The following is a 23,402-nucleotide window of genomic DNA, read 5'->3' as shown; positions in this document are numbered from 1 at the left end:
CGCTATTTCGCCTTCCACTTCGCCGCCAACGCGCGGGATGCCTGCGCCAGCAACATCACATCAATGCCAACCGCAAGAAACTGTGCGCCCATTTCATAATAGGCTTGGCTGGCCTCTTCATTGGTGCCCAGTATGCCGGGAGCTTTGCCCGCGGCTCTGATCTTTGTGATGGCGTCCGCAATGACAGCGCGCACTTCGGGTGCTGCGCTGTTTCCTTGAAAGCCCATGTCGGTGGACAGGTCCGCAGGGCCGATAAACACTCCGTCGACGCCTTCGACTTTCAGGATATCATCCAGCGCAGCCATCCCGGCGCGGTTTTCCACTTGCACCAGAAGGCAGATTTGATCGTCCGCAGATTGAATGTACTCCGGGATCGAGCCGTACATTGTCGCCCGGGCCGCACCGGCCCCTACGCCGCGCACACCTGTTGGGGGATAACGGCAGTCCCGAACCAACTGTCGCGCCTGATCGGCAGTTTCGACCATCGGTACCAGAACAGTTTGCGCCCCAGCATCCAGCACCATCTTGATCAAAGCGGTGTCGCCAACCGGAACCCGCACCACCGGATGCGAGGAGCTGGCAGCCAACGCCATAAGCTGATCACGGATTGATCGGATATCGTTCGGCGCGTGTTCACCATCAATGACCAGCCAGTCGAATCCGGCGGTGCCCATAATTTCGGCAGTGATGGATTCGGCAAAACTCATCCAGCAGCCTATCTGCCGATCACCCTGTATTAGAGCCTGTTTGAAGCTGTTTTTTGGGACTGGCATGGCCGGACCTCCTGTTTATGTCAGTGAGCGGGCGATTTCGGTTATGACGTCATAGGCCATTCGAACATCGTCTTCGGTGGTTTCGAACTGACCGGCCTGAAAACGGATCACTAGATCACCATCCACGCGGGTTTGCGTCAAATAGATGCGGCCGTCGTCATTGATGGCGTTCACCAAACGCAGATTCAGGTCGTCCAGATCCGCATGACCTTCCGGCGCATAGCGGAACGTCCACAATGACCACATGGGCTGAGTGACGATTTGGAAATCCGCCTCGGCCGCCAGCCGATCATGCAACGCCACAGACCAGTTCACGTGGTTGCGCAGCCGTTGGCGCAACCCTTCCAGCCCATATGCCCGGATCACGAACCATAGCTTGAGCGCCCGGAACCGGCGACCCAGAGGCACCGACCATTCCGAATAGTTGATGATGCCATCCTTGCCGTGGGTCTTGAGGAATTCGGGGCTGATCGCCAGCGTCTGCACCAGATCATCGGGGTCTTTCAGAAAATGCGCGCAGCAATCAAATTGCACACCCAGCCATTTATGCGGGTTGAACACGATGCTGTCGGCCTGATCCACGCCGGGCCAGTAACGCCGGTATTCCGGGCAGATCATCGCCGATCCGGCCCAGGCCGCATCCACGTGGGAATAAAGCCCGTAATTCTGAGCGATCTTCAGGCACTCATCCACCGGATCGGTGGCCCCGTTACTGGTTCCGCCAACACATAATATGACGCCTGCCGGATGCAAACCAGAGTCTAAATCGGCCTGGATCGCTGCCTCCAGTGCTGCGGGATCCATCCCGCGCCAATCTCCCTTGATCGGAATCCGAACCAGATTGTCTTGCCCGATCCCCGCAACCCAAATGGCACGATCGACTGACGTGTGCACTTCGGCCGAGCAATAGACGCGCAGAGGTTTTTGCCCAAAAAGACCCTGTTGATTTCCCTGCCACTTCAACGCCTTCTCGCGCATCGTTAGCACAGCAGCCAATGTCGCTGACGAGGCGGAGTCTTGAATAACGCCAGCGAATCCCTCGGGCAGGTCCAGCGCGTGGCGCAACCAGTCCATCATCCGTGTTTCCATCTCGGTCGCAGCCGGCGACGTTTGCCACAACATACATTGCGGTGCGATGGCGCTGGCCAGAAACTCGGCTAGGACCGATGGGGCGGAGGCGTTCGAATTGAAATAGGCAAAGAACCTTGGATGTTGCCAATGGGTTATCCCCGGCATCACGATCTGTTCGAAATCCTGAAACACGTCCTCCAGTGGCTGTGCGTGCTCGGGTGGCAGCGCGGGTAGGGCGTTGAGGATATCCCCCGGCTCAGTCCGGGCGCGGACGGGTTTGTCACCTACAGTCAGGTGGTAATCCTGCGTCCACTCGGCAATTTGTTTGCCCCAATCCGAAAACTCATCCCACTTCATCGCAACCCTCAGATTTCTGCCAACCCCGGGATCGGACCGGGACTTAGTTTCTTTGTGCGTCCAGTGATCGTCATTCTGAAGAAAACGTCAATATTAATTGCTTTGTTTACTAATTTTGAGATGAGGCTCGAAGCTGCGATATGCCTAAAAGGGCCATATAATACATGGTCAAATACTTGATAAAATTAGTGAAATTCTTAGCCAGTTGCGGTTTGATCCAATTTGGGCAAAAATTCTACTATGACCAGAGACCTGCCTAATACGTCCCGCTCATTGCCGATTGCACTGCTGCGGGCGCGCGAAAGGGTCATGGGGCCCATTCGAAATATGCTGGCTGATGCGGGTGTTACGGAACAGCAATGGCGCGTTCTGCGTGTTCTGAAAGAAGAAGGTCCTCAAGAGCCAACGCATATAGCGGATCGATCGTGCCTTTTGCTGCCCAGTCTGACGCGCATTCTGCAAAAACTGGAAGCCAAGGATTTGATCCGGCGCCGGGTCCATCCCGAGGATAAGCGTCGTCAGATCATCGATATCACGGCCAAAGGCGAAAAGATCATCCAAGACAACATGCAGGTGACACTACGTTTGGCTGAAGAGATCAAGACCCAGCTAGGCCCGGATCGGCACGAAGCGCTGCTGGACTTACTGAACGACCTGCATGATCTGAAGACCTGATTGCACGTCGCGCATGCAAAGGCTTTTGTCCCCGCCAGAGAAGTATGGATATCCTCCGGCGGGGTGGCCAGACTTTGACTGGACTGCGTGTCTGGCCCGCGGCCGGATGGATTTATCCGGCTCACACCTCAGAGAAACAGCCACCTGAAAATAAGCGGACATCCGGACGCAAAGACCGTGTGGGGGTACAGGTCTTTGGCCGTCGCTCTCTGATTCAGTTGCACTCGCCTACAGGTGAATCACCTGATCAGCGACGAGTGGATTTCGGATATCGCCAGGGAATGAGTGTCAGAACGATGGTGGCGTGATCCATGATACAACCAAAGGTAGCGCGCACCCAAGGCTTTCCAAGGCAAAACTTTGAATTGTGAACAGCCGGCCACGGGGCTAGTTCGCGTGATGGTGATGCCTGGCGCGAACCTACATGGCTTGTTCAACTGGTCCCGCCAACTTAGAAACAAGCTGCAAGTTGCAGTTAGGGGGCTTTGATGCCGGACAACCTGTTTTCCTTACCCGACCCGATTTCGATCCCGGTTGAGGGTGAATTGTCGACGTATCCCGTGGGTCGCATATTCTGTGTCGGCCGCAATTATGCGGCCCATGCGGCCGAAATGGGAAATGAGGTCGATCGTGAGGCGCCTTTCTACTTTACAAAATCTGCCCCGAACGCGGTTCTGTCGGGTGAAACCGTGCCTTATCCGCCTGGAACTGAGAATTTTCACCACGAGATGGAGCTGGCGGTCGCGATCGGCAAACCCGTTTTCCGTGCGACGCGTGCCGATGCGTTGGATGCGGTTTATGGCTATGGTTGTGCGCTGGACATGACGCGCCGTGACCTGCAAATCCGCGAGCGGAATAAACAGCGCCCGTGGGATTTGGGCAAGGATCTGGAAAACGGCACTGTGTTGGCCGCTTTGACCCGCGCGGCAGATTGGTCCCCGGACGACAAGAAACGCATCTATCTTAACGTGAACGGGGAAACGCGGCAGGACGCGACGCTGGAAGAGCTGATCTGGAAGATAGATGAGGTCATTTGCCATTTGTCCGGATATTTTCACCTACGGCCCGGTGATCTGATCCTGACTGGTACACCGGCTGGGGTTGGCCCGGTGTTGGCGGGCGATGTCCTGGAAGGCGGGATAGACGGGTTACAGTCTATCAGCCTGAGTCTGATCTGAAAAAGACCCTATTTAGGATCTTTTAACCAATCACGGGCGAATTCCACGTTGTCCAGCCCGGCAAATCGTCGGACTCGGTCAAGCTCTGACTGCAACCTTTTGGTTCTGGCATCGGACCAGCGCACGGATCGTTCCGGCCATAAGGCGCTGATTTGCAGCGCCCCGCAATCCCGGTTGGCTTTCATGTCAATCCGCCCGATCAATCGGTCGCCCTCAAGCAGCGGGAACACGTAGTAGCCGTAAGTGCGCTTTGGGGCAGGTACAAAAACCTCGATGCGATAGTAAAAGCCGAACAACCGTTCGGCCCGATTGCGGTCGCGCAGCATAGGGTCAAATGGGCTAAGGACCCGAATGCGGCCCGAGGGACGGGGTGCAGCCTCTGCATCCTCGGAAATGGATGGTCGGGCGATCACTTTGCGTAGCCTTCCGTCCGCGCAGGTCACCTCGATCTCTTCCAATTGTCCTTGAATTAGACCCTGTTCACACCAGGATTTTGCTTCGCTTGTCGTGACAGTGTCCCAAAACGCAGCCAATTCGCCCGAGGTTGCAAACCCCAACCGGTCAAGCGCCGCGTTGCACAGCCAATCCACTGTCTCCTCGGCATCACAGGGCATATTGCCCAGGCAAAGATGCGTTTCGATCACCCGCTCAGTCAGATCATACCGCTTTTGAAATCCTTGCCGCCCTATGACCGTCAGTGCGCCCGAGCGCCAAAGAAACTCCAGCGCCGTTTTTGACGGATGCCAGTCCCACCAGCCGCTGGACCCCTTTTTCTCGTCCTTGCCAACATCGGACGAGGAAACTGGCCCGTGATCCCGGATATGTTGCAGAACGGTTTCAAATCGCTGCTCGAACCCGTCGCGGCGCCAGTTTTTCCATCGGGATTTCAGCAGATCTGCATCGCGCTGAAACCGCAAATGCCAGTGCGGATAAAACGCCATCGGAATGACTGCTGCGTCATGGGTCCAGTGTTCAAACAGCGCCCTGTCGCTTTCGTACAAGCGTTTGAGATTGCCTGCGCGATAGGATGGGCGCCGCGAAAACAGGATCATGTCATGGGCGCGCGCAACCGTGTTGATGCTGTCCAATTGCACAAAGCCAAGACGATGGATCAGGTCCAGCAATTCCGCGCCTTTTGCGCCGCCCGATGGCGGCTCGGCCAATGCATGACGATCCATGAACAGCGCGCGGGCTGTTCGGTTGTCCATCCGTTGCAGCGCCACGCGTTCAGCGCCGCTTTAGGGTGTCGCCAAAGCTGATCTTGGGGGTCAGGGTTACACGTGTGTCGACCTCGGCATTGGGATCAGCCAATTGCGCCGCGATGATCTCTGCGGCTGTGCGTCCGATCTCCAACCTGCAGGCGTCCATTGTGGCCAGCTTGCGCGGCAGGCCTTGCAAAAGCTCAACGTTATTGAACCCGGCCAGGCCGATCTGCCCCGGCACATCAATACCCTGATCCAGCAGATACAGCAGCCCACCCGCACCGATCATGTCATTGGAGTAATAGAGGAAATCCAGATCGGGCGACCGTTCCAGCATGGTCTGAGTCATCTCACGCCCTTTGGCCAGAGCTGATCCGCCAGAGTAGAATTCGCGATCCTCGATCTCGACCCCGTGTTTGCCCAGAACTTCGGTGAAGCCTTCGAACCGTTTGCGCGCCCTGTGATCCAGCGGCATTTTGGTGCCCATGAACCCGATATGCTCATAGCCCGCCTTCAGGATCGCCTGCGCCATTTCGCGCCCGGCACGACGATGAGAGATCCCGACCATCGCGTCCACAGGTTTGCCGTCTGTATCCATGATCTCGACCACCGGAATCCCCGCGGAATCCAGCATGGCGCGCGCGGCCTCGGTGTGTTCCAGGCCTGCAATGATGACTCCGGACGGCCGCCACGAGAGCATCTCGTACAGTACTTTTTCCTCTTTTTCCGGCATATAGTCGGTGACGCCCACAACCGGTTGCAGCTCGGTGTCTTCCAGCACCTGGTTAATGCCGGTCAGAACCTCGGGGAAGACCATGTTCGACAGCGAGGGGATGATCACCGCCACCAGATTAACCCGGCTGGATGCCAATGCGCCCGCGATTTTGTTTGGCACATACCCCAGCTCTTTCGCGGCGGCCAAGACGCGGGTGCGTGTGGCGTCCGAAACATCGCCCCTGTTCCGTAGAACCCGACTGACCGTCATTTCCGATACTCCGGACGCTTCCGAAACATCACGAAGGGTAAGCGGGCGTTTGGTTTCTGTTGTCACTGGGGCACCTGCGATGTTGTTTTGCCCGATGGTAGCGTGAACAGCGCAAGTTTTACAACCGTCGCGCAAAGGTCATGACAAGGTTGAAAAACCGGGCTAAAGAGAGCGTCGCACGGCCCCGTGGCTCAACTGGATAGAGCAGCCCCCTCCTAAGGGGCAGGTTGCAGGTTCGAATCCTGCCGGGGTCGCCAGACTATTCTAAAAAAGTATGTGCTTTCCATATCTTAGAGGTTTCCTGTGCCCCGATAGGTGACACATTAGGTGACACATGTCGAAGAACTGGTTCAGATACGGTCCAATAAGAATGACTATCAAACATGTTGAATGGCGTGGAGGTAGAGCGAACTACCGGCGCAGAATACCAAAGGACTTACAGGTTCATTACAATGGGAAGGAATTTCATTTCGAGTCCCTTGGAACTAAGGAACCAGCAGAGGCCGCTAGGAAGGCGCTACAGATTACGAAGAGGTTAGACCGTGAATGGGGCTTCTTGGGGTCTGACGAAGGTGGGGAACTTGCGCTTCGAGAAGAAGCGATGGCAATCCTTCGAAAACATGATCTGAAACCGGGGCAAACTGCCGAGTATGCCAAGTATGACCTTGAGCCAGACCGTTTTATTGATGAGCTTGTTCAAGAGTCTCGCGACCAAGATGGATACGCACCGGGTATCGTAGCGGAACGGCTTCCGCCCGCTCTAAAGATGGCAGCAGAACTGTATCATGCTGACTCAGAGGAACTTCGCGATTTAACAGCTCCTTACTTTTCTGAGGTCAAGGACAAGCATCTGTATTTCTACCCTAAACGCGCAGAATACAGTCAGTTTGATAGGTCTGTAGCGTTATTCATTGAAATAAACGGTGAACTCCCCATCAACCGATACGACAGGGATCACGGTAATGCTTTCGTGGAGGAATTGCTGAAGACGGTCAAACCCGCCACAGTGAAGCGATACCTGAACCAGATTAGGCCAATATTCAATACGGCGATCAGAGAACTCAAAGTTCGTATGGAGAACCCACTCTCAGATCTGGTTATCCCTGAAATAGACTCTGATTGGGAACCAACTAGGTTACCCTTTTCGCTGGAAGAAGTGTGGGCAATTCAGCAACGTTGCATGGAAGTGGATGACGAGCGACGATGGGTTATCGCTGCACTCAGCGACACAGGTGCTAGGCTGGCGGAGATCGCTGGGGTATGGGGGCGAATCTTAGTTATTCGCAATCAATTGCGAGCGAATGATCGAACGCGCTAGAGATTTGGGTAAATAGATTGGCAGCCCTTCAATCTCGCGGCATTGTGCACAGATCCATGATCCTTTGGTACTGTACAGTGCCTTGCCCACAAATGTTTCCCTTTGAGATAGACCGTGACCTGCCGCCTTGATCCGGGCTGCATGGATGCAGATTTCATTCCTGTTTCTTTCTGTTGACTAGGGTCAGGATGTCTTCATTTTCGGTGCGCTTAATGATTCACGGCTCCCAATACGGAGCGGTGACATGAGCGATCTTTTTTGGTTAACCGACGAGCAGATGGCCAGGCTCGTCCCATTTTTCCCGAAGTCGCACGCAGGCCCCGGGTTGATGACAAACGGGTGTTGAGCGGGATTATCTTCATCAATCGCATTGGTTTGCGCTGGTGGTATGCCCCCAGCGAATACGGGCCTCACAAGACGCTTTACAGCCGATGGAAGCATTGGAGCGATAAAGGCATCTTCGCACGGATCATGGCTGGTCTGGCCGCCGAGCACGGCGAAGAGAAGACAGTTATGATTGACGCGACCTATCTAAAAGCACACCGCACTGCGACCAGTATGGCCGCGAAAAAAGGGGGCGTGGCCGCCTGATTGGCAGAACCAAGGGCGGCATGAATACCAAGCTGCATGCTATCTGTGATAGCCAAGGGCGCCCGCTCAACCTGTTTGTTACCGCCGGGCAAGTCAGTGATTGCATCGGTGCTCGGAATCTGCCCAGCAGTATTTCAAACGTGGATTGGCTGCTCGGGGATCGCGATTATGACGCCGATTGGTCCGAGATGTGCCGAAAGACAAAGGGATACGTGCCTGCATCCCCGGGCGAAAGCAACGCAAGACGCCGGTCAAGTACGACGAGCGTAGATACAGGCGGCGAAACCGCATCGAGATTATGTTTGGCAGGCTCAAGGATTGTAGGCGCGTGGCGACACGCTATGACCGTTGTCCCAAGGTCGTCCTCTCAGCCATCGTACTCACGGCAACCGTCATCTACTGGTTATGATTCCGGACCCTACGAATACATCTGCAAAATCTGGACTTCGGAATCAGATCGTTTTATCATCGATCCAATCCACCAAACGCTGGGATTGTAAACCTAGAGTAGACAGCAGTCCGGAAATTTTTCCGACGCTCGTCTATGCTCTGCATCTCGACCATGAGTCTTCAATTTATATGGGCTTGAGTTGATTGTTGACAGCGAGTAGCACTCATTCATCAGGCGGACTTCTCGGCCTACGATGAACAATGTACTGAGGGACTAATAGTGCTAGAAAAAAATAGAACAGAAACCCGTTTTGGAGAATTTTTCGTACCGGATGTTTCAGACGCTGTTGTCCAATCATTGAAGTTCTATGGGGAATGGGCGCAAGATGAGATTGATGTCATGACATCTTTCATACGACCCGGTGAAACAGTTTACGACATCGGTGCATTTGTGGGGACACATGCCATGGCGTTTTCGCTGGCGGTAGGAGGCGAAGGGCAAGTATTCAGTTTTGAGGCTTCCGGCAATACGTTCCAGTATCTGAACGAAAATATCAAAAACGATCAGTTGGGCAACATCGTTGCGATAAACAAAGGTGTGGCGGATGAAGTTGGCACAGCGCGACTGGCCGCTGCAAACTCTGAACTACCCGGCACAAACGCGTTGATTTCTGACGGAGGTAGTGATGCAGAGGTAGTGGAATTGGTCACACTTGACTCAGTCAAGCTTCCGGGCCCAGCCGTAATAAAAATTGACGTTGAAGGCGCGGAAATGAGAGTGTTGAGAGGCGCAACAAAACTAATCTTAGCCCACCGGCCCGTCATTTTTTGCGAGGTAAACTGTTTGGCAGGCTACGTTGACTTGCTTACATTTTGCCGGGGATCAAACTACAAGTGTTACGGATCAGTTTCACAAGCATTTAACAAAAACAATTTTAAGGCAGAGACCAATAACATCTTTGGCAACGCTGCTGAATGCATACTCGTCTTGGTTCCGATGGAAAAACTCGAACAATATGATGAAAACCTCAGATACTTGACAGACATCGATTCTGAGGACGATCTCGCTCTACTTTTGCTTCGCAAGCCTCAATACTTATCGGATGTATTAGCTAACTCGCCTGCCGCAGCCACTTGCGGAGCCCCCAACGTTGACTTTAGTAGCGGACTAGAGCGGTCAACTTCGGAACTTGATCCCTCATTTGCTGAAACAGAAAAAATTCAGGAAGAAATTTGTAATTTGAGCGCAGAATTGGAGCGGGTGACCGCAGAACGAGATCATGCACGGCGGTATCCGTGGAAATATGTTAAACACGCCTACCGTCAACGCAGGGAGCAAAATAATTAATGCTGGCAATGACGAAGCAGGAAGCTTCTCGCAAAAAAATGCGCCTGCAACATGATCGTTGCAGGCGTTTCACGTTAGGAAGTTTGATTTGAAACCGAAATAATTAGATCAATTGAACCATTCCCTAAAGTTTCTTGCCAGAACAAACTTTGCTTTCGGCAAGGAGAAGGCGTGCTAAAACTTCTCTTTATATCCAACGGTTTCAAGAAAGCTCTCACCGAACCGTGCTTCGTTTAAAACTTCTTTATAGATTTTACGGGCGGAGCGCCCCATTTTCACGAGCCTGTCCCGATCCTCGTATGCTTTGGTCATTTTCTCGGCCAGATTCTCAACATCCTCCGATTTAAATACAAGCGACGCTGCGTCCCCGAATATAGTTTGGCTGCCAACCGTGTCACTCAAGATCAGGGGCTTGGACATTTGTGCGGCCTCAACTGAAACCAGCGAAAAGGAGTCGTCTCGCGAGCACGATACCAGAACGTCGCATTGTGCTATCAGCGACAAAGCTTCCTCATGTTCGACACTCCCTACATACGAAACTTCGGGGTGTTCATTCATGACATCCTGTATGCCGCTCCAGAACTCTTCGGCCCCGGGCCAGAGTTTACCTGCTATCACAAACCGACAGTTACTGCGCATACCAGGAGGTAGTTTCTGGATTGCCTTAACAAAAACATCCTGCCCTTTGCGCGGTTCGATTGTGCCCAATAGCAAGAAAAACAGTTTTTCAGATTTAGGCCTGGTTTCTTTCTGAATGAAATTGCCGGATACATCGGGGAGGCCGTTGTACAAGACCCGGCTTGAGACTCCGTTTGGCAAAAACGTCTGTGCGTACTCACTAACACAGATGGTAGTCACTTCCTCCCAAAGGGATTCCGGCACGTCCGTGAGTGCTTCAGCCAAGAGTTGGCTCTCGTGTAACCACCAAACCGTTTGAAGGATCGGAATCTGAGCAAGCTGTTCGACGACTGGCCGCATAACCACTGTGTTAACCACTGCGAGGTCGAAGTTTCGTGCAAAGTTCGCGAACAAAAAATGATTGGCGGTGATCGATGCGTCGATGATTACGACCATGCCCTCGTTTTCGAATGATGCTCTAAGTGGTCCGTCCGACGGGGCTACGATAACTGGGAAACCGCCATTTGCCTTTACAGCTCTCGCGGCCTGCAGCAACATGTGCGGCGCCCCGGTGTGCGTAAGTTCATGCGAAACAAAAAGGACATCTTTGCCCAAGTATTCCAACGCTGGTTCAATGTGGCCAGCATAAATCTGGTAGTTGAACGAGAAGTCAGGATAAAGCGCCTTTTTCATCGTATTGGTGAAATACGGATCGGATGAAATGTACTTGCCCCAGTTCTTTAGGCAAAATATGTCGGCTTTATATTTTTTTGGTTTTGCGCCCCAAGAGTGGTTACCGACGTGCGTGAGTAGAGAGTATGGCGTGTACACGCATCGCAGACCCTTGGCCTGGATCTTGTAGCTTAGATCGAGATCTGAATGGCCATCTGGTGTGTTCTCCGGATCGAAACCTCCAACGTCAAAGAACAGGCTCCGGCGCATGGCGAAACAAGCACCCGAAAGCACCGAGACATTTCGCACCATCTGGTTGTAGGCCGGAAACATTTCATTGCTGCCATGCGGAAGGGTGTGACATGATGTTCCCGCCATCCCCGGCGTACCCGAGATCATACCGGCATACTGGATTGTGCCGTTCTCATATAACAGCTGTGGCGAAATCCCGCCAACGCCGGGAACCCAAAAATACTCGATTAACCGCTCGATCCAATCCCGACCAATGGGAAACACGTCGTCGTTATAGAATATAACTATGTCGCCCTTTGCTTCACGGGCACCTTCGTTGCATTTGTCCGAGAAGTTATAGGGCTTGTCGTAGCGAATAAATCTTGCAGCAGCCCACTTCTGATATTCTTTCTCCAAGATCGAGGCGACCTTACCGTTGCAAACCACGCAGACTTCATAGTTTTCATAGTCAGTGTTGTTTTTCAGAGCATCGAGCGCCAGACGCAAATTCTTGGTTGAATCCGATGGAATAATAATCGAAACGCTTGAATTTTTTGGCGGAATTTCGACGCGCACGCAGTTAGCGTGGGACATTGGCTCGACATTGCCAGAAATTCCACGACGGTCCAACGCGTCCTTTAAAGCTGCAACATTGCTGGTTCGAGCGTAGCCCTTATCACCTAAAGCGGCTGATCCACTTATTGCCCGCCAAAGATAAAGGACACGTTCCACATGCACGATTTTCCTAGACAATTCGGAGATACGCAATGCGAGATCGTAATCTTGCGAAAAATCATACTCGCTCCTAAATCCACCTACTTGGCGCATCAATTCGCTACGATACATGGTGAGATGGCCGGTAACCATCGAGTTGAACATGATCTCTGGTGACCAGTCTGGTTTAAAGACAAAGTCAAACAACAGCCGCTCGGCCCCGTCATCAATCTTGCACTCGTCGCTATAAAAAAAATCGGCACTTGGATGTGCATTTAGGGCTTCAACCATCCAGAGAAGCGCGTCTGGTGTAAGTTCGTCGTCGTGGTCAAGCAATGCACAGAATTCACCCTCGGCCATTTCAAGAGCCCGATTGGATGCGGCCGATATTCCGCCGTTGCTGCCCATTTCATCAAAACGAATGCGCACGTCATGTTCAGTGAAAGATTCAATGAGTATGCGTTGCTCGTCGGTTGGGGAGCAATCATCTACGATGCAAAGCTCCCAATTCTCATAGTATTGATTTTGAACGGATTCGATCGCATGCCGAAGCCATTCTTTCGGTGTGTTGTAAACAGGTAGAATGATTGAGATAAGTGGTTTTTGGACGAACCCATCCATCAAATGCTTGGCGATTCTTGCGTCAAGCTCTGTTTGTTGTTCGTCAAAGATCCGGCGTCCGATGGCGTCCTGATCAATCACTGGAGAGGGATTGGGCAATAATAGTTGCAATTCCGTAACCGGATTGATTTGAAGGAAGTAGTTTGGGTTTCGTCTCGCATAAGACATTAAGTCTGGTCGTAGCTCGCCGTTCTTTTTGAAAAACGCACGACGAAATCGCGGCCGTACTTCCTTTTGCGAACGTGACAAAGCTATTGTCCGGAACCATCCGCGCGGTTTTCCATTGCGGTGGAAAGCGAGTCGTCGCAGAAAGCTTTGCGGATTTGCCCCGGTTTCCCGTCGCGAGAGCGGTACATAGTATTGAGATGGATCACCTAAAAACAACGCATCGTCTAGTCGGTTGGGATCCCGCTTGTCGGCACTTTTCGACATGCGAATCCTTGTTCTTTCTTTAAGGCGCGTCCAATTCCGAAGTTTGTTCACGACCTTGAAGGTCAGGTATCGATTTGCTTGCTTAAACGGGCGCCTTTGCGCGGTTAACAAGGCCGCAGAAAGGTTTCTTGCAGTTTGTTGAGCAGCTTCAAAACGTTTCGTCTGTTCGCCTAAGGCTTTTTGTGTCGACCCCAACTCCACCTTCGTCGACTCTAACTCGACCTTCAACGCACTCTCCTGATTGTGAGCTTGTTTTAGCAGCTGATGAAGTTCGGTGTATTCCGCAGCCCTGACCTCAGCGCGGACTGAATTGGGCCCAAATGGATTATTAGCGGTGCTGGGCCCAATGAACTTCATACCATTGATGTTCGGGTTGATTGTGGGCATCACAATAGCTTCGGTGCCGGCTACGAGTCGGCGACCTATCATGTTGTCGCCCTCCGCACCTTTTTCGACCACGCAGATCGAGTTGACAAATCGGACTTCTGAAATTCTGTCCAGTGTGTCGATGTCAAACTTGGCGCCATAGGTTTCAGCGAAATACCCCAAAACTTCGTCGGAGCCGATGTCCACGCCCCAATGCTCGCGGTTGACGTAATCTGAAAGGCGCTTGAAGAAATTGACTGATGAGAATGGCGCTTCAATACCGCCTTGAAACTCCTCCCAATAACTGCAGTGCAGATCCTCGGCGACGAAAAGGCCCCCATCGGACATCATTGGAAAGTACAACGCAAAACTCCGAACAATGTCATCCGAAACGTGCGAACCATCATCAATGATGATGTCGAAACTGTCCGTTATGCCTTTGATTTTTTCGTGTGTTTCGGTTGAGTTGGCGTCGCCGACCACAACCGATATTCGGCCATCTTCAAACGACAGCTTCTCAGCGGATGGTTCGATGTCGCATCCTACGATACATTCTGCGTTCGGAAAGAATTTAGCCCATACTTCCAATGATCCGCCATTTTGGATACCAATTTCCAGAATCCTAACAGGCTCCTCTTTAAACGGAGAGAAGATCCTTTCATAAAAATCCAAATATGACAGCCACTTATCACTGACTTTCCCCGTGTGTTGATTGTAGAGATCAACAAGTTTGTGTTTTTTTGGGTGCCCCATTCAGACGTTGCCTTCTGGTTTTAATTTGTGTTTTTTGTATCCACTACGTGTTTGCGCAGTCATTTCGGCTTTGTCCAGATCAGCCACGAATATTCTTAGAATCTTAGTTGTACCGATAAGTCAAACCATTGCAGGCGCTCTAACGGCTGTAGAGAACAACCTTATTTTGTGTGGCGATCGGCAATGGCCATAAGTCACCGTAGTCGGACCTGAGTTTTTTGTTAGTCAGAATTTACGTTGCGCGGAACATTTCCGGGAGGCGTAGACTGCAGAATCGGCAAAGCTCGCTTTTTTGCAAGAAAAGCAGCCGGGTATTCAGCTTCGCCAAAGCACGCAGTGTTTCGATTTGGTAGATATTTGTGTCTTTCTCGGTGATACAAAAACTGATATGTCAATTCACAGGCTCGGCCTGCGTTTCTCGTTTTTTGAATTGTTGGTCGAACAGATTGCGAAACTGGCCGCCGGCATGCATCAGTTCATCTAAGCTACCTTCTTCGACGATGGCTCCGTCTTGAACTACGACAATCTTGTCAGCCTCTAGTACGGTGGACAGACGGTGCGCAATGACGATCACTGTCATATTCTTCGTTAACTTGTCCAAAGCTTCTTTTACAAGCGCCTCCGATTCCGCGTCGAGCGCGCTGGTCGCTTCGTCTAGCAATAAGATTTCCGCATTGCGCAGGATCGCACGAGCGATCGCAATACGTTGTTTTTGGCCACCTGAAAGGAATGCCCCATTTTCGCCGACATGCGTGTCGTAGCCACCCGGTAGCTCGACAATGAAGTCGTGGGCATGAGCCGCACGCGCCGCCGCAATGATTTCTTCATCCGTTGCCTCAGGTGCAGCGCACCGTAGATTTTCCTTAATAGAGGCGGAAAACAGAAAAGTATCCTGACCCACATATGAAATTTTTTGACGGAGAGAAGAGTAGCTAACTTTGCTGACGTCTTGTCCGTCAATTTCAACGAAGCCTTCATCCGGGTCATAGAAGCGCATAATCAGTCCGAAAATCGTGGACTTTCCGCCCCCGGACTGGCCAACCAGTGCAGTAGTCTCTTGGGCATGAAAAGTTACATTCATATTTTCGATTACCGGAAGTGACCCATGGTAACCAAATGTCAGGTTGCGTAGTTCTATCTTGCCAGGGCCCTCAATCAGATCGCGTGCCTCTGGGCTCTCTTGCATCGTATCCTCCTGATCCAGCAGTCCGAATAGGAGACCGACACCAACCATGGCGGTCTCGATTTGCACACGCATTCTAGACAACCGTTTGGCCGGCTCATACGCCATCAGCAATGCAGTGATAAAGGACATCAGTTGGCCAGCGGTAGGTTGTTCCGTGCCTGCTATCCCAAGGGTGCTGATAACAAGGACGCCTGCGACTGCTAACCCCGCTAGAAACTCCATCAGTGGGCTAGCGATGGACTGAAGTCTCGCAATGTCGTTTGAACGTTCTTCAACCTTTCGAATTGCTGTTTCCATTCGCGTAATCATCTGGTCTTCCAATGAAAACACTTTAATGACCTTGATACCAGCGGACGTTTCCTGAAGCACTCGAATGATCTCGGCTAAAGATTTAAACTCGGCCTGCATGATTGTGCGAACGCTCTTTAACAGTTGCCGCACTCCAAACAATGCGATTGGACCAACGACAAAAAACATTACCGAAAGCACGGGTTGTTGGTAGACCATTACGATCACCAGACCGACTAAAGTTAACGCATCGCGAACGTAACCTGTGACAAGAACATCAATTAGTGAACGCGCCGCTTGTGCGCCGTTCGTCGTTTGCATAAGCAAATCTGCGGATTCATTAACGGAAAAAAAAGAGACTCCATGTCTTAACAGCTTGCGATAGACCCGCTCTTGTTGCAGGGCTACAATTCGGTTTCCTGCGCGTGCGAGGTATATGGACTGAATGTACGAGGCGACCGCTTTGGTCAGAAACAGCAAGACGACGCTGAGAGCGATCACGACAGCCCAATCACGCATTTCGGGGCTGGTCATGGCATCGACAATATACTCCATCATAAAAGCGGAACCAGCGGTGGTAGCTGCAACAGCGATCATTGCAACAATGGCGACGGCATAGAGCCCCCCCTGAGCAAAAAAGCTCTCACTTACGAGGCGGCCCATATGGCTTGATCGCCATTCGGTCCAGGCACGCTTAATCATTGCTTTCTCCAAATCATGAAATCATGCGCTCGCTCAGATAACCTATAATCATTCCCGCCTAAAGGGCAGATCAAATGGCGCGACAGAGTTGCCCAATCAAAAGGTTGCGCAGAGGCTTCGTCAAGTAAGGGTTGGCGTTGCGATGTGCAAGTTTTGATGTTCCCTTTTGATAGGGTGACGCTATGAGTTGTGGTGCTTTCGCGCACCGACCTTTTCGTGGCGCTCTAAATCAAAACTCGAAGTTGCCGTACAACTTTATAGCGTCTTGTATATATTTCCTGCTGCGAGAGTTCCCTGAATTCTGACCAATAGATTGAGGTGCCGGCAGTTTCTCGCGTTACCTCGAGTGATCAGGTCAAGCGATTTTCTTTTTGGTTTCATTGTGATATGTATATGCTTGAAAAAATGGAAGCTCTGATATTGTGGGGCAGATTACTGTAGCGTGAGAGTAACGACTGAAATTCAGCGAATTTTTGCCGCTGGAAATCCTTGACGCGTAGGAGGAAAAGGGTAGACCTTTTGCCCTTGTGCTTGGTAAATATGGCCCATAGTAACGCGAAGCACGTATTATTGGTAATGGAACAGTGTCGATTAAAGCTGTCATTCTGAGTTTGCCGAAAGATGTTGAACGGCGACGTTTCTGCGAAAGCGAATTTGCCCGCTTTGGCTTGAATCATGAATTTTGTGACGCCATTGCCGGAGATCAGCTAAACAACTCCGAGTTGCATCATCTGTATGACGCAGACATGAACCGGACTAAATTCAAGCGCCCGCTCAGCCGCAACGAGGTCGCCTGCACTCTTGGGCATCGCCAAATATGGCAGGAAATCGCTGAATCTTCAGACTACGTGAGCCTTGTTTTGGAAGATGACGCAACTTTCGTGCAGGATCCCAGGCCATTTTTCAATGAACTGGCTGAATGTGGCGAATGTTTCGAAGGTGTTATGATAAAGCTGGATGGCATTTCAAGGAACAACGGACAGGTGATTAAATCCGTGGCAGATCAGGATCTTGTCCTGTCGGGCCGCCTGCCGCCCAGAACCACAGGTTACATCATCGGCCGGCGTGCTGCCGCTAAACTATTGGCGATCGAGACCCCGATTGCGCGCCCTATCGACATCGACCTCAAATTTTATTGGGAACACAACGTACCTATTCTCACCCTCGCCGAGCAGATGGTTGCAGAGCGCGAAGAGATAGACAGCACGATCGATCACTGCCGCAGTAATATGAAACCCGGCTCGCCCATGGCCAGATTCGTTCGAAACTTAATGTACCAGACAAAGTACACGTACGGACGGTTGAGCCACCCGCTGAACCCGGACATGATCGAAGGGCTCGGCCCCCTGATGCAGGCCGGTAATCGGGTTCGGAACCGCGCATGAAGAATAGCCTTGTGGTTGTCCGTGCGGGCAACAAGTCATTGCACCATCGGTGGCAGGAAATTCCCTATGAAGATCGTAACTACGATCTTCTGATCAGCTATTTCTCGGACGAGGCCTTTTCGGCATTCGAACCTGAACCCGGTGTCGAGGCGGTGCTGGTAAAAGGCGGCAAATGGGACGGGTTGTTCAAAACCCTAGCGGATCGTGACCTGGATCAATATGACCACTATTGGCTGCCGGATGATGATCTGGACATCAGCGCCACGGCGGTAAATGCGCTGTTTGACGCCATGCAGGTTCACGGCCTGCGTATTGCGCAACCGTCACTGACCCCCGAAAGCTATTTCTCGCATTTTGTGTTCAGCCAATGCCCGGGCTTCGTACTGCGCTACACGAACTATATCGAGATCATGGCCCCGTGCCTGCACAAGGATATCCTGAAGAAAGCACTGCCGCTTTTCCAAGGCACCATGAGCGGCTACGGCCTAGATTATATCTGGTGCAGATGGGCCGAGGCTGGCGCGTTTCGAACTGCCATTCTGGACGAAATCGCAATGCACCACACGCGGCCGATCGGAAAGAACCTGAAAGCTGCGATGGCCGAGTCGAACAACCTCAGCTCTGAGGAAGAAGAGGCCGTTCTGAAGCAGATGTTTGATCTGTCGCGGCGCACCGTTCCGGTCGTCTTTGCCGCGATCCTGCAGGGTGGGCAACCCATCTCGGGTCGTCTGCAGCTGGGGTGGCATATGTGCCGGGCATGGATGTCGGTCCTGCCGAAATTCCGCAGTGCCAGCGAGGCGCGGTCGGGTATATTCAAGATTGCCCGCCGTCAGCTGATCAAACCGCTCGACATGACGACGATTTCAATGAAACAGGAAAGCCCCTGATATGCAGTTTTTGATGGTTGGGGCCGGATTGTCTGGGGCCGTGATCGGTCGCCAACTTGCGGAACAAGGGCATGATGTCACCGTGGTCGACAGCCGTGACCATATTGGTGGAAATTGCCACACAGAACGGGATACCGATACCGACGTCATGGTCCATGTGTACGGGCCACATATCTTCCATACGGATGACGAAGAGGTTTGGCAGTATGTGAACCAATACGCCAACTTCCTGCCCTATAAGAACCGGGTCAAAACCACCTCGCGGGGGCAGGTCTATTCACTGCCGGTGAACCTGCACACGATCAACCAGTTCTTTGGCAAGACCATGCGCCCGGACGAGGCCCGCGCGTTTATCACCGAAGAACAGGCTGATACATCCATCACCGACCCGCAGAGTTTCGAGGAACAAGCGATGCGGTTCGTCGGTCGTGATCTGTATGAGGCGTTTTTCAAGGGCTACACGATCAAGCAATGGGGCTGCCACCCGTCCGAGCTGCCGGCGTCGATCCTGAAACGCTTGCCGGTGCGGTTCAACTACGACGACAACTACTTTTTCCATAAATTCCAAGGCATGCCCGAGAACGGTTACACCGACATGATTGGTGGCATCCTCGATCACCCCGGCATCGCAGTGAAGCTGAATACCATGTTCGATCGCAACATGGCGGATGGCTTCGACCACGTGTTCTACTCAGGTCCGCTGGATGGCTATTTCGACTATGAGCTTGGGCGCCTGGGATACCGCACCCTTGATTTCGAACGGTTCACCTATGACGGCGACTATCAGGGTTGCGCCGTGATGAATTATGGTGAGGAAGAGGTGCCCTTTACCCGGATCACCGAGCACAAGCACTTTGCACCGTGGGAGTCGCACGAAGGCTCGGTCTGTTATCGCGAGTTTTCCCGCGCGGCGGGTCCGGATGACATTCCCTATTACCCGATCCGTCAGGTAAAAGAAAAAGCATTGCTGAGTGAGTATGTTGCGCTGGCCGACAAGACAGAGAAGGTAACTTTTGTTGGCCGTTTGGGTACTTACCGTTATCTGGATATGGACGTCACGATCCGCGAAGCCCTCGACACAGCGCGCGTTTTTTTAGCCGCGTTCGAAGCGAAACAAGCCCTGAAACCATTTTATACCGCGCCAGTTTAGGCGCGAGCGCCGGGCCGTTTCGGTCCAGTGCTTACTCGATTCACGTTCTGGCTGATCGGACGGAATGTCTTTGTGACGGCCCTAGCTTGGATGCAATTTATTCCGGATCGTCAGGCTCACTTACTCGGTGCTAGATTTAATCGCTCAGAAGCGAATGAAGGTAGGCGCCATAGGTCGATTTTGCGAACAGTTTTGCGCGCTTCTCGAGAGCGGCATCATCGATCCATCCATTGCTCCAGGCGATCTCATCAAGGCTACCGGTTTGCATACCCTGACGTTCTGTCAGCGTTCTTACAAAGCTTCCTGCCTCCAGCAGAGTGCCGTGTGTCCCAGTATCCAGCCAGGCGAAGCCCCGACCCATAGTCTGAACATCGAGCAGGTTTTCGTCCAAGTACATTTGCAAAAGCGAAGTAATCTCAAGCTCGCCGCGCTCAGACGGTTGGATTTCTTTAGCCCGCGCCGGCGCGTCACCATCGAGAAAGTAGAGGCCGGTGACTGCGTAGTTTGACGGCGGGTTTTGTGGTTTTTCAACAATCTGACGAACCTTTTGGTCCTCAAAAGCAACAACGCCATACCGCTCTGGGTCGGCGACGCGATATGCAAAAACCGTACCGCCTTGCTTGTTGGCATCTGCCTGGGCCAGCAGGCTTGGAAGACCGTGGCCGAAGAAGATATTGTCACCCAAGATCAATGCCGAAGGAGCGCCGGCGAGGAAATCTTCCGCCAGAGTATAAGCTTGCGCCAACCCGTCAGGAGAGTCTTGCACGATCCACGTCAGTGACAGTCCATATTGACTGCCATCACCAAAGAGGCGAATGAACTGCTCCTGGTCCTGTGGTGTTGTGATGATTGCAACTTCGCGGATCTGCGCCAACATCAATACACTGAGTGGGTAGAAAATCATTGGCTTGTCGTAAACCGGTAGCAGCTGCTTCGAAACAGCCATCGTAATCGGGTAAAGCCGCGTTCCCGAGCCTCCGGCAAGAATGATTCCCTTACGTTGCATGCGTTAACCTTTCAAAATTGGCTTTTTGGCGTCTGACCTAATTGCCCCAGCACCTTGGTCAGCCCTGCTTTCCAGTCAGGGCGAAGAAGCCCATAAGTTTTTTCAAGCCGGGAACAGTCCAGACGCGAATTTTTTGGGCGGGCAGCAGGCGTCGGGTATGCGCTGGTCGGGATATCTTCAACCGAAATATCTAAGCCTGCCTGAAAAAAAATCTCGCGTGCGAAATCCGCCCAGCTTGCGTCTGGGCTTCCTGCATAATGAAACAGGCCACCCTCCACACTGGACCCTGCCTCGGCCATTCTAAGCAATGTAGCTGCGATGTCCGCTGCAGGCGTGGGGCCCCCAACCTGATCGGCAACTATGGTTACGTGGTTTCGTGTTTCCGCCAATCGAAGCATCGACTTGACGAAATTGCTTCCATGCGCCGAGAACACCCAACTTGTACGGAGAATACCATGCCAGCCTCCGGCCGCTGCGACCTGTTTTTCGCCTTCCAGCTTTGTCCTACCGTATACGCCAAGCGGGTTCGTCGGGTCGCTCGTAGTTCGTGCGGACGTTCCTGATCCATCAAAGACATAGTCTGTCGAGATGTGGATGAACGGAATGCCACGTTTCGCCGCCGCATGGGCCATAGAGCCAGGCGCATCAGCGTTAACGCGCCGAGCGATATCTTTCTCATCTTCAGCCTTATCGACTGCAGTGTAAGCAGCGGCGTTGATGACCACATCCGCGTTGGTTTTGCTTATGTGGTCTGCGCATGTTTTCGGGTGTGAAAGGTCCGCGTCCTCGCGCCCCAACGCCTCTATTATGATGCCGCGCGCAGGCGCTTGCGCTCGCAACTCTGTTGCGACCTGCCCACTTCGACCGAAGACAAGTATTTTCATTTGGCAACACCAAGGCGATCGCCAACACCATCCCGCGCTAGAAGTGCATTCAGCCAGGCTTCGTTGTCCAGATACCACTGGACGGTTTGTTCCAATCCTGTCTCATGAGTATAGTTCGGATGCCAGCCAAAGTCTTCGACAATTCGAGTTGGATCAATCGCATAGCGGCGGTCGTGACCCGGGCGATCAGTTACGAATGTGATCTGTTCTGAGTAAGGGGTCTGTGCCGGGCGAAGCCTGTCCAGAATACTGCAGAGCAGTTTGACGAGTTCAAGATTAGTCATCTCGTTTTCGCCCCCAATGTTATAGCTTGACCCCACAGCTGCTTTTTCCAGCACAAGCAGCAGCGCCTCAGCATGGTCCTCGACATGCAGCCAGTCGCGGATGTTGTCGCCGTTGCCGTAAATCGGTATCGGATGCCCGGACAATGCCTTGAAGACAACGACTGGTATCAGTTTTTCGGGAAACTGATATGGACCATAGTTGTTTGAGCAATTTGTCAGAACGATCGGCAGGCCGTAGGTTTCGTGCCACGCGCGTACAAGGTGGTCCGAACTCGCTTTCGATGCTGAATAGGGCGAGTTTGGTTGATAGGGGCTATCTTCGGTGAAAAAACCGGCCTCCCCCAGAGATCCGAAGACCTCATCGGTCGAAATATGGTGAAAACGGAAGTCTGCGGGTTTGCCTGCGTCGGTCCAATAGGCGCGCGCGGCCTCTAGAAGAACGTAAGTGCCCGTGACATTGGTGTCGATAAAGGCAGCTGGACCATCGATTGAGCGGTCTACATGGCTTTCGGCGGCCAGATGCATGATCGCGTCAGGCTTATGTTTCCTGAGCACAGCCTCCATCGCCGAAGCGTCACGAATATCTGCGTGTTCGAAAGCATAGCCCGGCGCATCAGCCGCTACCGCAACATTGTCGAGGCAAGCTGCATACGTCAACGCATCTACGTTGACTACCGAATGACCTTGGGCAACGGCACGACGAACAACGGCAGACCCAATAAAACCGGCGCCTCCAGTGACCAAAAGTTTCATTTGGTGTCCTCAAAAGTAAAGGGGGATTCTTGTTCTGACAGGCGCAGCGCAGCCGCGTCTTTTTCAGATAGCTTTGTTTGGGTTGATTTTAGCGGCCATTCAATGCCGATTTCGGGGTCGCTCCAGTGAACAGCCCCCTCGGTTTCTGGCGCATAAGTGTCTGAACACTTGTATACAATTTCGGTGTCCGGCTCCAACGTCATAAACCCATGGGCAAATCCTGCCGGGACGAGTAGCATGCGTCCATTTTCAAAACTCAGCTCTTCACCGACCCATCGACCAAACGTCGGAGAACCCTTGCGAATATCTACCGCAACATCGAAGAGTCTTCCACGTCCGCAGCGAACAAGTTTAGCTTGCGCTTTCGGTGGCGCCTGGAAGTGCAGGCCTCGTACCGTTCCGATTTCACTGGACACAGAGTGATTGTCTTGAACAAAAACTGTATCGATCCCGGCGGAAGAGAACTGATCACAGTTGTAAGTCTCTTCGAAAAAGCCTCGGTGATCGCCAAATCGCCTCGGCGTAATCAGCTTCACCTCTGGTATTGAGAGGTTTGTGAATTCCATAATTAACATTACCTAT

17 protein-coding genes, 1 tRNA gene and 1 pseudogene are annotated in these 23,402 nt (G+C 52.5%); 9 read left to right on the top strand and 10 right to left on the bottom strand.

Annotation, left to right across the window (positions count from 1 at the left end; translation table 11 throughout):
* Positions 1–2: 2 nt before the first annotated feature.
* Complete coding sequence (locus AC2FJC_RS08875) at positions 3–773, bottom strand: aldolase/citrate lyase family protein (protein WP_496739214.1); 771 nt, start codon at positions 771–773, stop codon at positions 3–5.
* Positions 774–788: 15 nt separating this feature from the next.
* Positions 789–2,201, bottom strand: a complete 1,413-nt coding sequence (locus tag AC2FJC_RS08870) for a pyridoxal phosphate-dependent decarboxylase family protein (protein WP_496739213.1) — start codon at positions 2,199–2,201, stop codon at positions 789–791.
* A 240-nt stretch (positions 2,202–2,441) separates the two neighbouring features.
* On the opposite strand from AC2FJC_RS08870, the gene hpaR reads away from it, so the two are divergent.
* Both hpaR and AC2FJC_RS08860 read left to right on the top strand, forming a co-directional pair.
* A complete protein-coding gene (hpaR, locus tag AC2FJC_RS08865) occupies positions 2,442–2,876 on the top strand; it encodes a homoprotocatechuate degradation operon regulator HpaR (protein ID WP_058275072.1) in 435 nt (144 codons plus the stop codon).
* A 488-nt stretch (positions 2,877–3,364) separates the two neighbouring features.
* Complete coding sequence (locus tag AC2FJC_RS08860) at positions 3,365–4,054, top strand: fumarylacetoacetate hydrolase family protein (RefSeq protein ID WP_496739212.1); 690 nt, start codon at positions 3,365–3,367, stop codon at positions 4,052–4,054.
* Positions 4,055–4,062: 8 nt separating this feature from the next.
* On the opposite strand, the gene AC2FJC_RS08855 is transcribed toward AC2FJC_RS08860, so the two are convergent.
* Positions 4,063–5,277: a winged helix-turn-helix domain-containing protein gene (locus tag AC2FJC_RS08855; protein WP_496736695.1), complete on the bottom strand. Its 1,215-nt coding sequence runs from the start codon at positions 5,275–5,277 to the stop codon at positions 4,063–4,065.
* Between the two features lie 4 nt (positions 5,278–5,281).
* Positions 5,282–6,307 (bottom strand): LacI family DNA-binding transcriptional regulator, encoded by a 1,026-nt coding sequence (locus tag AC2FJC_RS08850; protein WP_108860587.1) that lies wholly within the window; start codon positions 6,305–6,307, stop codon positions 5,282–5,284.
* 114 nt (positions 6,308–6,421) lie between these two features.
* On the opposite strand from AC2FJC_RS08850, the gene AC2FJC_RS08845 reads away from it, so the two are divergent.
* From AC2FJC_RS08845 to AC2FJC_RS08830, 4 genes and pseudogenes are all read left to right on the top strand, one after another.
* Positions 6,422–6,498: transfer RNA gene (locus tag AC2FJC_RS08845), tRNA-Arg, on the top strand.
* A gap of 113 nt (positions 6,499–6,611) precedes the next feature.
* Positions 6,612–7,559, top strand: a complete 948-nt coding sequence (locus AC2FJC_RS08840; protein ID WP_496739211.1) for a DUF6538 domain-containing protein — start codon at positions 6,612–6,614, stop codon at positions 7,557–7,559.
* A 244-nt stretch (positions 7,560–7,803) separates the two neighbouring features.
* Positions 7,804–8,559: pseudogene (locus AC2FJC_RS08835) on the top strand (IS5 family transposase).
* 261 nt (positions 8,560–8,820) lie between these two features.
* Entirely contained in the window at positions 8,821–9,888 is a 1,068-nt protein-coding gene (locus AC2FJC_RS08830; RefSeq protein WP_496739210.1) for an FkbM family methyltransferase, read from the top strand.
* Between the two features lie 174 nt (positions 9,889–10,062).
* Here the strand turns inward: AC2FJC_RS08830 and AC2FJC_RS08825 are convergent, their stop codons facing one another.
* Together AC2FJC_RS08825 and AC2FJC_RS08820 are read right to left on the bottom strand one after the other, a co-directional pair.
* The gene (locus AC2FJC_RS08825) at positions 10,063–14,295 is read right to left on the bottom strand and encodes a glycosyltransferase (RefSeq protein ID WP_496739209.1); all 4,233 of its coding nucleotides are present in this window, start codon (positions 14,293–14,295) and stop codon (positions 10,063–10,065) included.
* Positions 14,296–14,686: 391 nt separating this feature from the next.
* On the bottom strand, positions 14,687–16,471 hold the full coding sequence (locus tag AC2FJC_RS08820) for an ABC transporter ATP-binding protein (protein WP_496739208.1): 1,785 nt from the start codon (positions 16,469–16,471) through the stop codon (positions 14,687–14,689).
* Positions 16,472–17,055: 584 nt separating this feature from the next.
* Between AC2FJC_RS08820 and AC2FJC_RS08815 the strand changes: the two genes are divergently transcribed.
* From AC2FJC_RS08815 to glf, 3 genes are read left to right on the top strand one after another with little or no spacing between them, the layout of a single operon-like run.
* Entirely contained in the window at positions 17,056–17,856 is an 801-nt protein-coding gene (locus AC2FJC_RS08815) for a glycosyltransferase family 25 protein (RefSeq protein WP_496739207.1), read from the top strand.
* A complete protein-coding gene (locus AC2FJC_RS08810) occupies positions 17,853–18,743 on the top strand; it encodes a hypothetical protein (protein WP_496739206.1) in 891 nt (296 codons plus the stop codon). The genes AC2FJC_RS08815 and AC2FJC_RS08810 overlap by 4 nt, the downstream gene beginning before the upstream one ends.
* 1 nt (position 18,744) lies before the next feature.
* A complete protein-coding gene (gene glf, locus AC2FJC_RS08805; protein WP_496739205.1) occupies positions 18,745–19,893 on the top strand; it encodes a UDP-galactopyranose mutase in 1,149 nt (382 codons plus the stop codon).
* 136 nt (positions 19,894–20,029) lie between these two features.
* On the opposite strand, the gene rfbA is transcribed toward glf, so the two are convergent.
* From rfbA to rfbC, 4 genes are read right to left on the bottom strand one after another with little or no spacing between them, the layout of a single operon-like run.
* Positions 20,030–20,899, bottom strand: a complete 870-nt coding sequence (gene rfbA, locus AC2FJC_RS08800) for a glucose-1-phosphate thymidylyltransferase RfbA (protein ID WP_496726195.1) — start codon at positions 20,897–20,899, stop codon at positions 20,030–20,032.
* A gap of 11 nt (positions 20,900–20,910) precedes the next feature.
* Positions 20,911–21,783, bottom strand: coding sequence for a dTDP-4-dehydrorhamnose reductase (gene rfbD / locus AC2FJC_RS08795; protein WP_496739204.1), 873 nt, complete (start codon positions 21,781–21,783; stop codon positions 20,911–20,913).
* Positions 21,780–22,820, bottom strand: a complete 1,041-nt coding sequence (rfbB, locus tag AC2FJC_RS08790) for a dTDP-glucose 4,6-dehydratase (RefSeq protein WP_496739203.1) — start codon at positions 22,818–22,820, stop codon at positions 21,780–21,782. The genes rfbD and rfbB overlap by 4 nt, the downstream gene beginning before the upstream one ends.
* On the bottom strand, positions 22,817–23,386 hold the full coding sequence (gene rfbC / locus AC2FJC_RS08785; RefSeq protein ID WP_496739202.1) for a dTDP-4-dehydrorhamnose 3,5-epimerase: 570 nt from the start codon (positions 23,384–23,386) through the stop codon (positions 22,817–22,819). Before rfbC ends, rfbB begins: the two co-directional genes overlap by 4 nt.
* Between the last annotated feature and the right edge of the window lie 16 nt (positions 23,387–23,402).

It is taken from the genome of Ruegeria sp. CDSB117, assembly GCF_059611005.1.
This window is presented reverse-complemented; position numbering and strand designations above follow the sequence as displayed.

Excerpts from the sequence above, each read along its gene's own strand:
- AC2FJC_RS08875 (WP_496739214.1), bottom strand. The coding sequence starts at position 773 with ATGCCAGTCCCAAAAAACAGCTTCAAACAGGCTCTAATACAGGGTGAT.
- AC2FJC_RS08870 (WP_496739213.1), bottom strand. The coding sequence starts at position 2,201 with ATGAAGTGGGATGAGTTTTCGGATTGGGGCAAACAAATTGCCGAGTGG.
- hpaR (WP_058275072.1), top strand. The coding sequence starts at position 2,442 with ATGACCAGAGACCTGCCTAATACGTCCCGCTCATTGCCGATTGCACTG.
- AC2FJC_RS08860 (WP_496739212.1), top strand. The coding sequence starts at position 3,365 with ATGCCGGACAACCTGTTTTCCTTACCCGACCCGATTTCGATCCCGGTT.
- AC2FJC_RS08840 (WP_496739211.1), top strand. The coding sequence starts at position 6,612 with ATGACTATCAAACATGTTGAATGGCGTGGAGGTAGAGCGAACTACCGG.
- AC2FJC_RS08825 (WP_496739209.1), bottom strand. The coding sequence starts at position 14,295 with ATGGGGCACCCAAAAAAACACAAACTTGTTGATCTCTACAATCAACAC.
- AC2FJC_RS08820 (WP_496739208.1), bottom strand. The coding sequence starts at position 16,471 with ATGATTAAGCGTGCCTGGACCGAATGGCGATCAAGCCATATGGGCCGC.
- AC2FJC_RS08810 (WP_496739206.1), top strand. The coding sequence starts at position 17,853 with ATGAAGAATAGCCTTGTGGTTGTCCGTGCGGGCAACAAGTCATTGCAC.
- glf (WP_496739205.1), top strand. The coding sequence starts at position 18,745 with ATGCAGTTTTTGATGGTTGGGGCCGGATTGTCTGGGGCCGTGATCGGT.
- rfbA (WP_496726195.1), bottom strand. The coding sequence starts at position 20,899 with ATGCAACGTAAGGGAATCATTCTTGCCGGAGGCTCGGGAACGCGGCTT.
- rfbD (WP_496739204.1), bottom strand. The coding sequence starts at position 21,783 with ATGAAAATACTTGTCTTCGGTCGAAGTGGGCAGGTCGCAACAGAGTTG.
- rfbB (WP_496739203.1), bottom strand. The coding sequence starts at position 22,820 with ATGAAACTTTTGGTCACTGGAGGCGCCGGTTTTATTGGGTCTGCCGTT.
- rfbC (WP_496739202.1), bottom strand. The coding sequence starts at position 23,386 with ATGGAATTCACAAACCTCTCAATACCAGAGGTGAAGCTGATTACGCCG.